Source organism: Streptomyces sp. NPDC054863 (assembly GCF_053610825.1).
The window spans coordinates 1-12986 of the sequence record NZ_JBSGZD010000225.1 but is presented as its reverse complement, the minus strand read 5'-3'; the positions used below and the strand labels follow the sequence as shown (position 1 = coordinate 12986).

11 protein-coding genes are annotated in these 12986 nt (G+C 71.3%); 10 read left to right on the top strand and 1 reads right to left on the bottom strand.

Features of this window, described 5'->3' with window-relative positions:
• Positions 1–2: 2 nt before the first annotated feature.
• The 4 genes from ACWGIG_RS29085 to ftsH all read left to right on the top strand — a co-directional run bounded on the left by ACWGIG_RS29085 (position 3) and on the right by ftsH (position 7905).
• Positions 3–2372, top strand: a complete 2370-nt coding sequence (locus ACWGIG_RS29085) for a [protein-PII] uridylyltransferase (RefSeq protein ID WP_453324660.1) — start codon at positions 3–5, stop codon at positions 2370–2372.
• Positions 2373–2670: 298 nt separating this feature from the next.
• Positions 2671–4212 carry an alpha/beta fold hydrolase gene (locus ACWGIG_RS29080; protein ID WP_453324659.1) on the top strand — a complete coding sequence of 514 codons (1542 nt, stop codon included), beginning with the start codon at positions 2671–2673 and terminating at the stop codon, positions 4210–4212.
• A gap of 123 nt (positions 4213–4335) precedes the next feature.
• Positions 4336–5892, top strand: coding sequence for a signal recognition particle protein (ffh, locus tag ACWGIG_RS29075; protein ID WP_453324658.1), 1557 nt, complete (start codon positions 4336–4338; stop codon positions 5890–5892).
• Positions 5893–5973: 81 nt separating this feature from the next.
• A complete protein-coding gene (gene ftsH, locus ACWGIG_RS29070) occupies positions 5974–7905 on the top strand; it encodes an ATP-dependent zinc metalloprotease FtsH (protein WP_453324657.1) in 1932 nt (643 codons plus the stop codon).
• Positions 7906–7944: 39 nt separating this feature from the next.
• Here ftsH and ACWGIG_RS29065 read toward each other — a convergent pair whose 3' ends face one another.
• Complete coding sequence (locus tag ACWGIG_RS29065) at positions 7945–8787, bottom strand: SAM-dependent methyltransferase (protein WP_453324656.1); 843 nt, start codon at positions 8785–8787, stop codon at positions 7945–7947.
• 559 nt (positions 8788–9346) lie between these two features.
• Here ACWGIG_RS29065 and ACWGIG_RS29060 point away from each other — a divergent pair.
• The 6 genes from ACWGIG_RS29060 (at position 9347) to rplS (ending at position 12880) form a co-directional block, all read left to right on the top strand.
• Complete coding sequence (locus tag ACWGIG_RS29060; RefSeq protein WP_401595358.1) at positions 9347–9940, top strand: hypothetical protein; 594 nt, start codon at positions 9347–9349, stop codon at positions 9938–9940.
• A gap of 191 nt (positions 9941–10131) precedes the next feature.
• Positions 10132–10572, top strand: a complete 441-nt coding sequence (gene rpsP / locus ACWGIG_RS29055; protein ID WP_362416299.1) for a 30S ribosomal protein S16 — start codon at positions 10132–10134, stop codon at positions 10570–10572.
• Between the two features lie 2 nt (positions 10573–10574).
• A complete protein-coding gene (locus ACWGIG_RS29050) occupies positions 10575–10814 on the top strand; it encodes an RNA-binding protein (protein WP_362416302.1) in 240 nt (79 codons plus the stop codon).
• Between the two features lie 205 nt (positions 10815–11019).
• A complete protein-coding gene (gene rimM / locus ACWGIG_RS29045) occupies positions 11020–11580 on the top strand; it encodes a ribosome maturation factor RimM (protein ID WP_453324655.1) in 561 nt (186 codons plus the stop codon).
• A complete protein-coding gene (trmD, locus tag ACWGIG_RS29040) occupies positions 11580–12401 on the top strand; it encodes a tRNA (guanosine(37)-N1)-methyltransferase TrmD (protein WP_453324654.1) in 822 nt (273 codons plus the stop codon). The genes rimM and trmD overlap by 1 nt, the downstream gene beginning before the upstream one ends.
• A gap of 128 nt (positions 12402–12529) precedes the next feature.
• The gene (gene rplS, locus ACWGIG_RS29035; protein ID WP_433545465.1) at positions 12530–12880 is read left to right on the top strand and encodes a 50S ribosomal protein L19; all 351 of its coding nucleotides are present in this window, start codon (positions 12530–12532) and stop codon (positions 12878–12880) included.
• The last annotated feature ends 106 nt before the right edge of the window (positions 12881–12986 follow it).

Genomic DNA, 12986 nt, shown 5'->3' with positions numbered 1-12986 from the left:
GGCTGCGACTCCTCCAGGAGGAGTCGCGGTCCGGGCCGCCGCGCCGTTCCGGCCTCGCCCGGATCACCGACGAATGGGTGGCGGAGCTGTTCCGCATCGCCGCCCGCGAATCGGGGGTGCGCTCCGCCGCACTCGTCGCCGTCGGCGGGTACGGGCGCGGTGAACTCTCCCCGCGCAGCGACCTCGACCTGCTCCTGCTGCACGACGGCTCCTCGCCGGCCGCCGTCTCGGCCCTCGCCGACCGGATCTGGTACCCCGTCTGGGACCTCGGGATCGCCCTCGACCACTCCGTGCGCACCCCGGCCGAGGCCCGCAAGGTCGCGGGCGACGACCTCAAGGTCCACCTCGGCCTCCTCGACGCCCGGCACGTCGCGGGCGACCTCGGCCTCACCGCCGGCCTGCGCACCGCCGTCCTCGCCGACTGGCGCAACCAGGCGGTGAAGCGGCTGCCCGCACTGCGGGAACTGGGCGTGGAAAGGGCCGAGCGGGCAGGGGAGTTGCAGTACCTCCTGGAACCCGACCTCAAAGAGGCGCGCGGCGGACTGAGGGACGCCACCTCCCTGCGCGCCGTCGCCGCCTCCTGGGTCGCCGACGCCCCGCGCGAGGGCCTCGCCGAAGCCCGCCGCACCCTCCTCGACGTCCGCGACGCACTGCACCTCACCACCGGACGGGCCACCGACCGGCTCGCACTCCAGGAGCAGGACCAGGTCGCCGCCGCACTCGGCCTCCTCGACGCGGACGCACTCCTGCGCAAGGTGTACGAGGCGGGGCGCACGCTGTCGTACGCGAGCGACGTGACGTGGCGGGAGGTCGAGCGCGTGCTCAGGTCCCGCTCCGTACGGCCGAGGCTCAAGGCGCTCCTCGGCGGCAGGCCGGCGCCCGACCGGACGCCGCTCGCCGACGGGGTCGTGGAGCAGGACGGCGAGGCGGTCCTCGCCCGCACCGCCCGGCCGGAACGGGACGCGGTGCTCCCCCTGAGAGCGGCGGCGGCAGCCGCGCAGGCCGGGCTGCCGGTCAACCTCCATGCCGTACGGCAACTGGCCAAGGTCTCCCCGCAGCTGCCCGTGCCGTGGCCCGCCGAGGCCCGCGAGGAACTGGTCACGCTGCTGGGGGCCGGGGAGTCGGCGGTGCCCGTGTGGGAGGCGCTGGAGGCGGAGGGACTGGTCACCCGGCTGCTCCCGGACTGGGAGCGGGTGCGGTGCAGGCCTCAGCGCAACCCCGTGCACACCTGGACCGTGGACCGCCACCTCATAGAGGCGGCGGTGCAGGCCGCGCGCCTCACCCGTCGCGTGGGCCGCCCCGACCTGCTGTTGGTGGCCGCGCTGCTGCACGACATCGGCAAGGGCTGGCCCGGCGACCACTCGGTGGCAGGGGAGACCATCGCCCGCGACATGGCGGCCCGGATCGGCTTCGACGCGACCGACGTCGCGGTCGTCGCCACTCTCGTACGCCATCACCTGCTGCTCGTCGAGACGGCGACGCGGCGCGACCTGGACGACCCGGCGACCGTGCGGTCGGTGGCGGAGGCGGTCGGGACGGCGTCGACGCTGGAGCTGCTGCACGCGCTGACGGAGGCGGACGCACGGGCGACCGGGCCCGCGGCGTGGTCGGCGTGGCGGGCCTCGCTCGTCGCGGACCTGGTGAAGCGGGTGGGGGCGGTGCTGGCGGGAGACCCGCTGCCGGATCCCGAACCGGTCGCGCTGAGCGCGGAGCAGGAACGGCTGGCGATCGAGGCGCACCGCACCGGCGGCCCCGCACTGACGCTGCGGGCGCGGGAGGAGGGCGACGCCGGGCTCGGGGTCGAGCTGGTGATCGCCGTCCCCGACCAGCCGGGGGTGCTGCCGGCGGTGGCAGGGGTCCTCGCCCTGCACCGGCTGACGGTGCGGGCGGCCGAACTGCGCTCGGCGGAGCCCCCCTTGGCGGGGGCAGCCCCTGTCCTGCTGCTGGACTGGCGGGTGGCGGCGGCGTACGGAGGGCTCCCGGAGGCGACGCGGCTGCGCGCCGATCTCGTACGGGCGCTGGACGGTTCGCTGGACCTGCCGGCCCGGCTGGCGGAGCGGGAGACGGCGTACGCGGCCGGGCGTACGCGGCGGCGGAGGAGCCAGGCACCCGCGCCGCGCGTGACGGTCGCCCCGACGGCGTCCCGGCACGCGACGGTCCTTGAGGTGCGCGCCCAGGACGCCCCCGGCCTCCTCCACCGGATCGGCCGGGCGCTGGACTCGGCGGGAGTACGGGTACGCAGCGCCCACGTCTCGACGCTGGGGGCGAGCGCGGTCGACGCGTTCTACGTGACGGGCCCGGACGGCGACCCCCTGGGAGCGGGGGAGGCGGCGGAGGTCGCACGGGGGGTGGGGGAGGCGCTGGGGCGGTAGCGGGGCCGTGAGGGGGCATCGGGGTGATGAGGGGGTGGTGAGGCGGACGGCAGCGGGGCGGTGGGGAGGGTGGTGACTGGGTGACAACCCTGACTCCCGGGTCATCCCACCGGCCGACCCGCCGGGCGTGGGTCATCCGGGGGAGCCACCCCAACGTCGTTCGCCGGAGCGAGAGTTACCGCGCAGACGGTCGGGAGTATGGAATCCGTACGAAGGCGAAATCCGGACCACGGGGTCGCCGCACGGGAGAGGCGCGGGGCTTCGGCCCGTCGTCTCTCGAACGGAGGGCATTCTCTACATGCACCGCAGGATTTCCCTGGTAACAGTCGCACTGGCCGGCGCCGGCATCGGCGTCGCGGGATGCGCGGCACCGGAAACCGCCTCCTCGATCGGCACGAAGAATTCGGCCTCGTCGGCGAACTCGGCAGATGTGCGGGGCGCGAGTACGGAGCAGTTCGGCCGGCAGAAGATCCGCTGGGGTGCCTGCGAGACGGACGACGTCAACGAGGGCGTCACCTGCGGCCGGCTGACCGTACCCGTCGACTGGGGGAAGAAGAACTCCCCCACTGCCGACCTCCAGGTGTACCGCTGGGAGAGTGCGGACCGGGCGAAGAAGAAGGGGACGATCCTCAACCTGCCGCCGGGCCCAGGGGATTCCGGCTCCATGGGACTCGGCGTGCTCCGCGAGAACCTCCCGGCCTACGACCTCATCGCCCTCGACCCGCGCGGAATCGGCCAGAGCGGACAGTTGCACTGCCCGACCGAGAACGCGCTCAAGGTGCCGCTCCTCCCGCCGGTCACGGAATCCGGATTCACCGCGCTCAAGGCGAATCAGCAGACCCTGTGGGCGAAGTGCGCCACCAAGCCCGCAGGCCTCAAGAACCACCTCGACGCGTTCAGCAACGCCAAGGACGCCGAGGTGCTGCGGCAGGCCCTGAATCTCAAGAAGATCAATCTGTACGGGTTCTCCTACGGCACCCTCACCGCGGAGCGGTATCTGGGGCTCTTCGGGGAACACGTCACGGGCTCCCTCCTTGAAGGCGTGATGAACCCGGTGCTGTCGCGGCGCGACTTCGTCACCACGGCCGCCGCCGGGAGCGAGGCCGTGTACCGGAAGTTCAGCCGGTGGTGCGCCGTCGACTCCCAGTGCGTGCTGCACAAGCAGGACCCGGCGTCGGTCCTGAAGAAGGCCCAGCGGAAGGCGCGGGACGGCGCCCTGCCCGGGAACCTGAACGGCAGGCCCTGGTCGGAGGCCACCGTCACGCAGTACCTGGAGACGAGCACCGGCAACGGGCAGTTCGCCGAGGCGGCCAAGGGCCTCAAGGACATGTCCGAGGGCAAGCACCCGGCTCCGGAGGGCGGGGGCCCCGGGGGCGACGAGGAGATGCCGCCGGAGGTGCCGTACGCGGACCCGATCGTCTGCTCCAGCTTCGACCTGGCAGTCACCGGCGCGAAGGACGCCCGGGGAGACCTGGCGTCCGCCAGGCAGGCCGCACCGACCGTCGGCTACTCGACGAACGCCGGAGCCTACTCCGCCCTGTGCGTCGGCGCCCCCGCCCCGGCCCCCGGCTCCGACGCCCCGGTCACCTCCCGCGGCGCGCACCCGGCGATGCTGCTCAGCAACACCCAGGACCCGTCGACGCCCAAGGCGTGGGCGGACGGGGTGGCACGTCAGCTCGGCGGGAAGGCCCTGCACACGGTCACCGACAAGGTCGGCCACGGCGGGGCGTTCTCCTCCCCCGAGGCCCGGCAGAAGGCGATCGCCTACATGGACCGGGTCAACGAGGTGCCGGGGTCGGGCGGGGACAAGGGCGCAGGGTCCGTCGGGGACAGGGGCTGACCGGGCGCCCGGCCCACCGGGTCGTGCCGGGCGAAACCGACCTGCCAGGGCTCGTCCGGCCCCGGGCCCGATACGCTGGGTGCCACACCCCATCGCCCCCGACTCCGAGGACCAACGAGCGCCGTGTTCGATACCCTCTCCGACCGCCTCAGCGCGACTTTCAAAAACCTCCGCGGAAAAGGCAGGCTCTCCGAGGCGGACATCGACGCCACCGCCCGCGAGATCCGTATCGCGCTGCTGGAAGCCGACGTCGCCCTGCCCGTCGTCCGGGCCTTCATCAAGAAGGTCAAGGAGCGCGCCGCGGGTGCCGAGGTCTCCAAGGCGCTCAACCCGGCCCAGCAGATCGTCAAGATCGTCAACGAAGAGCTGGTCGGCATCCTCGGCGGCGAGACCCGCCGCCTGCGGTTCGCCAAGTCCGGCCCGACCGTGATCATGCTGGCGGGTCTCCAGGGTGCCGGTAAGACGACCCTCGCCGGAAAGCTCGGCCTCTGGCTCAAGGGGCAGGGCCACTCCCCGCTCCTCGTCGCCTGCGACCTCCAGCGCCCCAACGCCGTCAACCAGCTGAGCGTCGTCGCCGACCGCGCCGGTGTGGCCGTGTACGCGCCCCAGCCGGGCAACGGCGTCGGCGACCCGGTCACGGTCGCCAAGGACTCCGTCGAGTACGCGAAGACCAAGCAGTACGACGTGGTCATCGTCGACACCGCCGGCCGTCTCGGCATCGACCAGGAGCTGATGCAGCAGGCCGCGGACATCCGCGACGCCGTCAGCCCGGACGAGATCCTCTTCGTAGTCGACGCGATGATCGGTCAGGACGCGGTCAACACCGCGGAGGCCTTCCGCGACGGCGTCGGCTTCGACGGCGTGGTGCTCTCCAAGCTCGACGGTGACGCCCGGGGTGGCGCCGCGCTCTCCATCGCGCACGTCACGGGCCGTCAGGTCATGTTCGCCTCCAACGGCGAGAAGCTGGACGAGTTCGACGCGTTCCACCCGGACCGCATGGCCTCCCGCATCCTCGACATGGGTGACCTGCTCACCCTCATCGAGCAGGCGGAGAAGACGTTCAGCCAGGAAGAGGCCGCCAAAATGGCCTCCAAGCTGTCGTCCTCCAAGGGCGGCAAGGACTTCACGCTCGACGACTTCCTGGCCCAGATGGAGCAGGTCCGGAAGATGGGCTCGATCTCCAAGCTGCTCGGCATGCTGCCGGGCATGGGGCAGATCAAGGACCAGATCAACAACATCGACGAGAAGGACGTGGACCGCACCGCGGCCATCATCAAGTCGATGACCCCGGGCGAGCGCGCCGAGCCCACGATCATCAACGGCTCGCGCCGCGCCCGTATCGCCAAGGGTTCCGGTGTCGACGTCAGCGCCGTGAAGAACCTGGTGGAGCGGTTCTTCGACGCCCGCAAGATGATGGCGAAGATGGCCCAGGGCGGCGGAATGCCCGGCATGCCGGGGATGCCCGGGATGGGCGGCGGCCCCGGCAGGCAGAAGAAGCAGATCAAGCAGGCCAAGGGCAAGCGCAAGAGCGGCAACCCGATGAAGCGCAAGGCCGAGGAGCAGGCGGAGGCCGAGCGCCGCGAGCAGGCCGCGCAGAACGGTGGCGCGTTCGGTCTTCCCGCAGGCCAGGACGGTAAGGACTTCGAGCTCCCGGACGAGTTCAAGAAGTTCATGGGCTGACGGTCAGGCAGCTTTCGTACGACGCCGTGGGCACCCTCCTCCGAGGGTGCCCGCGGCGTTTTTGTGTCGTAACGTCCGAATATGAGCAACCCTGTGCCGCCGCGCCAGACCCCTGACCAGCCGTGGCGTTCGGAGGGTGCGCCGCCACCGCCGCCCGAGAAGAAGAAGATGCCCGGCGGCTGGGGCAGGCTCGCGATGACCGCGCTGCTCGTCTATCTGCTCGCCAACATCGTGCTGGGCTTCTTCAACGAGGGCGACGAGCCCACGGTCGCGTACACGGAGTTCAGCAAGCAGGTCACGGCCGACAACGTCTCCAAGATCTACTCCAAGGGCGACGCGATCCAGGGCGAGCTGAAGAAGGAACAGCCCGTTCCGGACGGTGAGAAGGACGCGAAGTACACCAAGTTCGTCACCCAGCGGCCGGCCTTCGCCGACGACAAGCTGTGGGACGAGCTCACCAAGGACGGCGTGACCGTCACCGCCAAACCGGTCGTCGAGGAGCGCAGCTTCCTCGCCAACCTGCTGATCTCGCTCGCGCCGATGCTGCTCCTGGTGGCCCTCTGGGTGGTCATCGCTCGGCGCATGAGCGGTGGCACGGGCGGCGGTGGCATGGGCGGTCTCGGCCGGAAGGCGCCGCCGAAGCCGGTCGAGGTGGCCGCCGACAAGCGGACCACCTTCGAGGACGTGGCCGGTATCGACGAGGTCGAGGGCGAGCTGTCGGAGGTCGTCGACTTCCTCAAGCATCCGCAGGCGTACCGGAAGCTGGGCGCCCGGATGCCCGGCGGCGTGCTGCTCGCAGGCCCTCCCGGCACCGGAAAGACCCTGCTCGCGCGGGCCGTCGCCGGTGAGGCGGGGGTTCCGTTCTTCTCCGCGTCCGCCTCGGAGTTCATCGAGATGATCGTGGGCGTGGGTGCGGGGCGAGTACGGGAGCTGTTCGCGGAGGCCCGCAAGGTCGCCCCGGCGATCATCTTCATCGACGAGATCGACACCATCGGCCGGGCCCGCGGCGGCGGTTCCGGCATGGGCGGCCACGACGAGCGCGAGCAGACGCTCAACCAGATCCTCACCGAGATGGACGGCTTCTCCGGCTCCGAGGGCGTCGTCGTCATCGCCGCCACCAACCGCGCCGACGTCCTCGACCCCGCCCTCACCCGCCCCGGCCGCTTCGACCGCGTCGTCACCGTCAGCCCGCCCGACCGAGGAGGGCGCGAGGCCATCCTCAAGATCCACACCCGGGTGATCCCGCTCGCCGAGGACGTCGACCTCGCCCAGGTGGCCCGTACGACACCGGGAATGACCGGCGCGGACCTCGCCAACCTCGCCAACGAGGCCGCGCTCCTCGCCGTCAAGCGCAAACAGGACGCCGTCACCCAGAGCGACCTTTCCGACGCCCTGGAGAAGGTCCAGCTCGGCGCGGAGCGCCCCCTCGTCATGCCCGAGGAGGAACGCCGCAGGACCGCGTACCACGAGAGCGGGCACGCCCTGCTCGGCATGCTGCAACCGGGCGCCGACCCGGTCCGCAAGATCACCATCGTGCCGCGGGGCCGGGCGCTCGGCGTCACCCTCTCCGCGCCGGACGCCGACAAGTACGCGTACACCGAGGCATACCTGCGCGGCAGAATCATCGGCGCGCTCGGCGGAATGGCCGCCGAACACGTCGTCTTCGGGGTGATTACGACGGGTGCCGAGAACGACCTGGAACAGGTCACCAACCTGGCCAGAGGAATGGTCGGCCGCTGGGGGATGAGCGAGCGGGTCGGCCGTCTCACCGCCATCCCGTCCGATGCGCAGCAGGCGTACGGACTGTCTGCCGCCCCCGCGACGCTCGACGCGGTCGACAGCGAGATGCGCCGCATCGTCGACGAGTGCTACACCGACGCGCTGCGCCTCCTGGAGGAGAACCGGCCCAAGCTGGACGCCCTCTCCCGGGCGCTGCTGGAGAACGAGACCCTGGAGGAGGCGGCGGCGTACCGGGCGGCGGGCATCACGCGCCTGTCGAAGCCGGACGCGTGACGCCTCTATGAGGAGTGCGGCGCCTTCTTCGAGCGGGAGCTACGGCTTGCGGGCGATCAGATAACGGAAGACGTTCGGCATCCACACCGTCCCGTCCGCCCGCAGATGCGGATGCAGCGCCTCCGCCAGCTCCTTCTCCACCTGCGCCGGATCGGTCGCCCGTACCGCCGCATCAAAGAGGCCGGTGGACAGCAGCCCGCGCACCGCACTGTCCATGTCGCCGTATCCGAAGGGACAGGCCACCCGCCCCGATCCGTCCGGCTTGAGTCCGGCCCGGGCCGCCACGTCCTCCAGGTCGTCCCGCAGCGAGGGCCGCCAGCCGCCGGACGTGCGCAGGGCGTCGGTGAGCCGACAGGCCACCCGCAGTACGGCCGACGTGGTGCAACGCTCCGGCGGGCCCCAGCCGGTCAGGACGACCGCGCTGCCGCGGCCGACCAGCGGCACGGCGGCGTCGAGGGCCGGGGTGAGGCCGTCGGTGTCGCCGGCCGCACAGCCGATCGGCTCGAAGGCGGTCACGAGGTTGTACGGAGCCGGTCCGGTGGCGTCCGAGGGGGCGCCGCAGACCACGGTGGCCGCCACGTCGGGGGCGACCCCGCCGTCGACCAGCCGTTCGCGGGCGAGCGCGATCAACGCGGGATCGGTGTCGACGCCGGTGACCGACGCACCCCGGGAGGCCGCGACGATCAGGGCCAGGCCCGCGCCGCAGTCGAGGCCGAGCAGCCGGGTGGCAGGGCCTACCTCAAGCCGCTCGTACACCGCTTCGTAGAGCGGAACCAGCATCCGTTCCTGGATCTCGGCCCAGTCACGCGCGCGCGTACACGCGCGGGCGCCCGCAGTGGGCGAGGTCGTGTTCGGGTGGTGCTGGACGAGCGTCGGTGTCATCGAAAGCGCCCCAATCCGCCGAGAGGTCGGTCGTGCCCTGGTGTGACAACCCCCGTGCTGCGTGCGCCTCGGCCGTGCTGCGTGCGCGTCGGCACATCCCCCCCGTATGTCAGGGAACTCCGCATCCGTTCCCACGTCCAGTGGGCAGCGGGCAATGCTTGTGCGCTCCGTGTGTGCGCCCCCAGCGACCGCCCCGGCCGCGCCCCCGTACGGGCGGACGGCCGTACGGCGTCTGTCCGACGTGCCCCGGCCGGAGCGGGGCCGGCCCCGGGGCGCCGGTACTGTCGCCTCCGGGTACGGCCGTTCCGGTGAACCGGCGCGGGGACTGCGGACGGCGCACGTGCCACGGGAGCCGACCGCCGCCCCCAGCAGGCAGTTCGGGTACGCCCGGGGGCGTACCCGTGGATACGTACCGGCTTGACGCGAGCTGCGCGGGTCCTCCGCAGATCGGCGCACCCGCCCTCGTCGGGAAGCATCAGCGGGAACTGACTGGTACGTGCAAATTATTTGGGATGCCCCGGAATAGGAACACGGGGGCCCTCCGGCTCGTTGTCACGTCGTGAGCACGACACCACCTGTCCTCGCCGCAGAACTGGCGCAGGCGTGGGCCGACATCCAGCGGTACCACCCCGAGCTGCCCGATCTTGCCGCGCCCGAGTCCCTGATCGGAGAGTCCTCGTCCGCCTGCGGCGCGGCTCTCTCCTTCGAACGACTGCTGCACGAGGCAGTCCACGGCATCGCCGCAGCCCGCGGCGTCCGTGACACCTCACGCGCCGGTCGCTACCACAACCGCAGATTCCTCGCGATCGCCGAGGAGTTGGGCCTGGACCACCCGGAGGAGCCGCATCCCAGCAGCGGATTCTCCCTGGTCGCGCTCAACCCCGAGGCGAAGCGCCGCTACCGTCCCACGATCGAGCGGCTGTCCCGCGCGCTGAAGGCGCACACGGTCGCCACGGCCGCGGACACCAAGCGGTCCTTCCGCGGCCCCGCCGCCCGGCACGGGTCGTCGGGGGGAGGGGTGCGGGTCAAGGCCGTCTGCGACTGCGGGCGCAATGTCCGCGTCGTTCCTTCGGTGCTGGCCCAGGCCCCGATCGTGTGCGGCGGCTGCGGCAAGCCCTTCCGCATCCCGGACGTGGTGGCCGCCGTTAGCTGAGGCCGCCGATCGAGCCCCCGGCCGCGGACCGGCGCGTCGCAGGTGTGTGGCACAATGGACAGCTGTACTCGACAGCCGCACAGGACCCCTCTCTCCTCCGGCTGACGCGTCCATCGGGCACTCCGAGTACCGCAACCCCACGCGACATCCCGTGGTGCCCAACCACGTCAATTCCAGGAGAGACCACTCCAGTGCTCAAGATCAAGCTGAAGCGCCTTGGTAAGATCCGTTCGCCTCACTACCGCATCGTCGTCGCCGACGCCCGCGTGCGTCGCGACGGTCGTGCCCTCGAAGAGATCGGCCTGTACCACCCGGTGCAGAACCCCTCGCGCATCGAGGTCAACGCCGAGCGTGCGCAGTACTGGCTGTCCGTCGGCGCCCAGCCGACCGACGCCGTCCTCGCCATCCTGAAGCTCACCGGTGACTGGCAGGCGCACAAGGGCCTTCCGGCCCCCGCGCCGCTGCTGCAGCCGGCGGCGAAGGAAGACAAGCGCGCTTCCTTCGACGCCTTCGCGAAGGCTCTCGAGGGTGGCGACGCCAAGGGCGAGGCCATCACCCCGAAGGCGAAGAAGGCCGACAAGAAGGCGGACGAGGCCCCGGCTGACGCCGCCGCTGAGTCGACCGAGGCCTGAGCATGCTCGAGGAGGCTCTTGAGCACCTCGTGAAGGGCATCGTGGACAACCCCGACGACGTGCAGGTCGCCTCGCGCACCCTCCGTCGCGGACGCGTCCTTGAGGTTCGGGTGCACCCCGACGACCTCGGCAAGGTGATCGGCCGCAACGGCCGTACCGCCCGCGCCCTGCGTACCGTCGTGGGGGCCATCGGTGGCCGTGGTATTCGCGTCGACCTCGTCGACGTGGACCAGGCCAACTGAGCATCAGGCAGTAGAGCATTACCGGCAGCGGCCGGGGAGGGCTGAGGCCCGCCCCGGCCCGCTGTCGTTTCTGCCGGAGAACACCGTTCTGGCGGAGAACGCGGTTCTGCCGGAGAACGCGGTTCTGGCGAAGAGCACAGTTCTGCCGGGAGAACACAGTCGTACACACAGGTACGAGAACAGGTACGGACAGGAGAGAACGAGAGTGCAGCTGGTAGTCGCGCGGATCGGCCGCGCCCACGGAATCAAGGGTGAGGTCACCGTCGAGGTGCGCACGGACGAGCCGGAGCTGCGGCTCGGGCCCGGCGCCGTACTGACCACGGACCCCGCAGGAGTGGGCCCGCTGACCGTCGAGACCGGCCGGGTGCACAGCGGCCGGCTGCTGGTGCGCTTCGCGGGCGTCAAGGACCGCACGGCGGCCGAGGCCCTGCGCAACACCCTCCTGATCTCCGACGTCGACCCCGAGGCGACTCCCGAGGACCCCGAGGAGTTCTACGACCACCAGCTGATCGACCTCGACGTGGTCCTTGCCGACGGCACGGAGATCGGGCGGATCACGGAGATCACGCACCTGCCCTCGCAGGACCTGTTCATCGTGGAGCGCGAGGACGGCAGCGAGGTGATGATCCCGTTCGTGGAGGAGATCGTCACCTCGATCGACCTGGAGGAGCAGCGCGCGGTCATCGACCCGCCGCCGGGCCTGATCGACGACAGCGAGGCGGTCGTGGTGTCGACGCGCGACGACTCGGCGGAGGACCAGGCCTGATGCGGCTCGACGTCGTCACGATCTTCCCCGAGTACCTGGAGCCGCTGAACGTCTCCCTCGTCGGCAAGGCCCGTACCCGCGGCGTCCTCGACGTCCAGGTGCACGACCTGCGCGAGTGGACGTACGACCGCCACAACACCGTCGACGACACCCCCTACGGCGGCGGCCCCGGCATGGTCATGAAGCCCGACCCGTGGGGTGCCTGCGTCGACCAGGCGCTCGCCGACGGGTACGAGGCGGGCGCGCACGGCCCCGTGATGGTCGTCCCCACGCCCAGTGGCCGCCCCTTCACCCAGGCGCTCGCGGTCGAGCTCTCCGAGCGGCCCTGGCTGGTCTTCGCGCCGGCACGGTACGAGGGCATCGACCGCCGGGTGATGGACGAGTACGCGACCCGGATGCCGGTGTACGAGGTGTCCATCGGGGACTACGTGCTGGCAGGCGGCGAGGCGGCGGTCCTGGTGATCACCGAGGCGGTCGCCCGGCTGCTGCCCGGCGTCCTCGGGAACGCCGAGTCCCACCAGGACGACTCGTTCGCCCCCGGCGCGATGGCCGACCTCCTGGAGGGGCCCGTCTACACGAAGCCCCCGGAGTGGCGTGGGCGCACCATCCCCGACGTGCTGCTGAGCGGGCACCACGGGAAGATCGCGCGCTGGCGGCGGGACGAGGCGTTGCGCAGGACCGCCGCCCACCGGCCGGACCTGATCGCGCGCACGGACCCCTCGGCCTTCGACAAGAAGGACCGCGAGATGCTCTCCATCCTGGGCTGGCGGCCGGGGCCCGACGGCCGATTTGGGCCGGACCCCGAGGCCGTGGAAGAATAAGCAGCTGCTGTCCGTCCGCGTGCGCCCCTGCCACAGGGGGAACGACGCCCGTCCGACGTGATCAGCACTCCCTTTCATCTCCGATATGCCGCTGATGACCTGTGGCATCAGCGAAGAAAGCAGACAACATGTCTCACCTGCTCGACTCCGTCGACGCTGCCTCGATCCGCAGCGACGTCCCGGCCTTCCGCCCCGGTGACACCGTGAACGTTCACGTGCGCGTCATCGAAGGCAACCGCTCCCGTGTGCAGCAGTTCAAGGGTGTAGTCATCCGCCGCCAGGGCGCGGGCGTCCGCGAGACCTTCACGGTCCGTAAGGTCTCCTTCTCCGTCGGCGTCGAGCGCACCTTCCCGGTGAACTCCCCGATCTTCGAGAAGATCGAGGTCGTCACCCGCGGTGACGTGCGTCGCGCGAAGCTGTACTACCTGCGCGAGCTGCGCGGCAAGGCCGCGAAGATCAAGGAGAAGCGCGACAACTGATCGCGCCTCCGGCGTCCAGGACCGGCCGGATAGGCTCGGATCCGATGGACACCGAAGCAGCACAGCACTCGGAGCGCGACCGCTCCGCCGTCCCCGACAGTGGGGA

What these genes read in the sequence shown, in the direction of transcription:
- ACWGIG_RS29080 (WP_453324659.1), top strand. Translation starts at nt 2,671, where the DNA reads ATGCACCGCAGGATTTCCCTGGTAACAGTCGCACTGGCCGGCGCCGGC.
- rplS (WP_433545465.1), top strand. Translation starts at nt 12,530, where the DNA reads ATGTCTCACCTGCTCGACTCCGTCGACGCTGCCTCGATCCGCAGCGAC.
- ACWGIG_RS29050 (WP_362416302.1), top strand. Translation starts at nt 10,575, where the DNA reads ATGCTCGAGGAGGCTCTTGAGCACCTCGTGAAGGGCATCGTGGACAAC.
- trmD (WP_453324654.1), top strand. Translation starts at nt 11,580, where the DNA reads ATGCGGCTCGACGTCGTCACGATCTTCCCCGAGTACCTGGAGCCGCTG.
- ftsH (WP_453324657.1), top strand. Translation starts at nt 5,974, where the DNA reads ATGAGCAACCCTGTGCCGCCGCGCCAGACCCCTGACCAGCCGTGGCGT.
- ACWGIG_RS29065 (WP_453324656.1), bottom strand. Translation starts at nt 8,787, where the DNA reads ATGACACCGACGCTCGTCCAGCACCACCCGAACACGACCTCGCCCACT.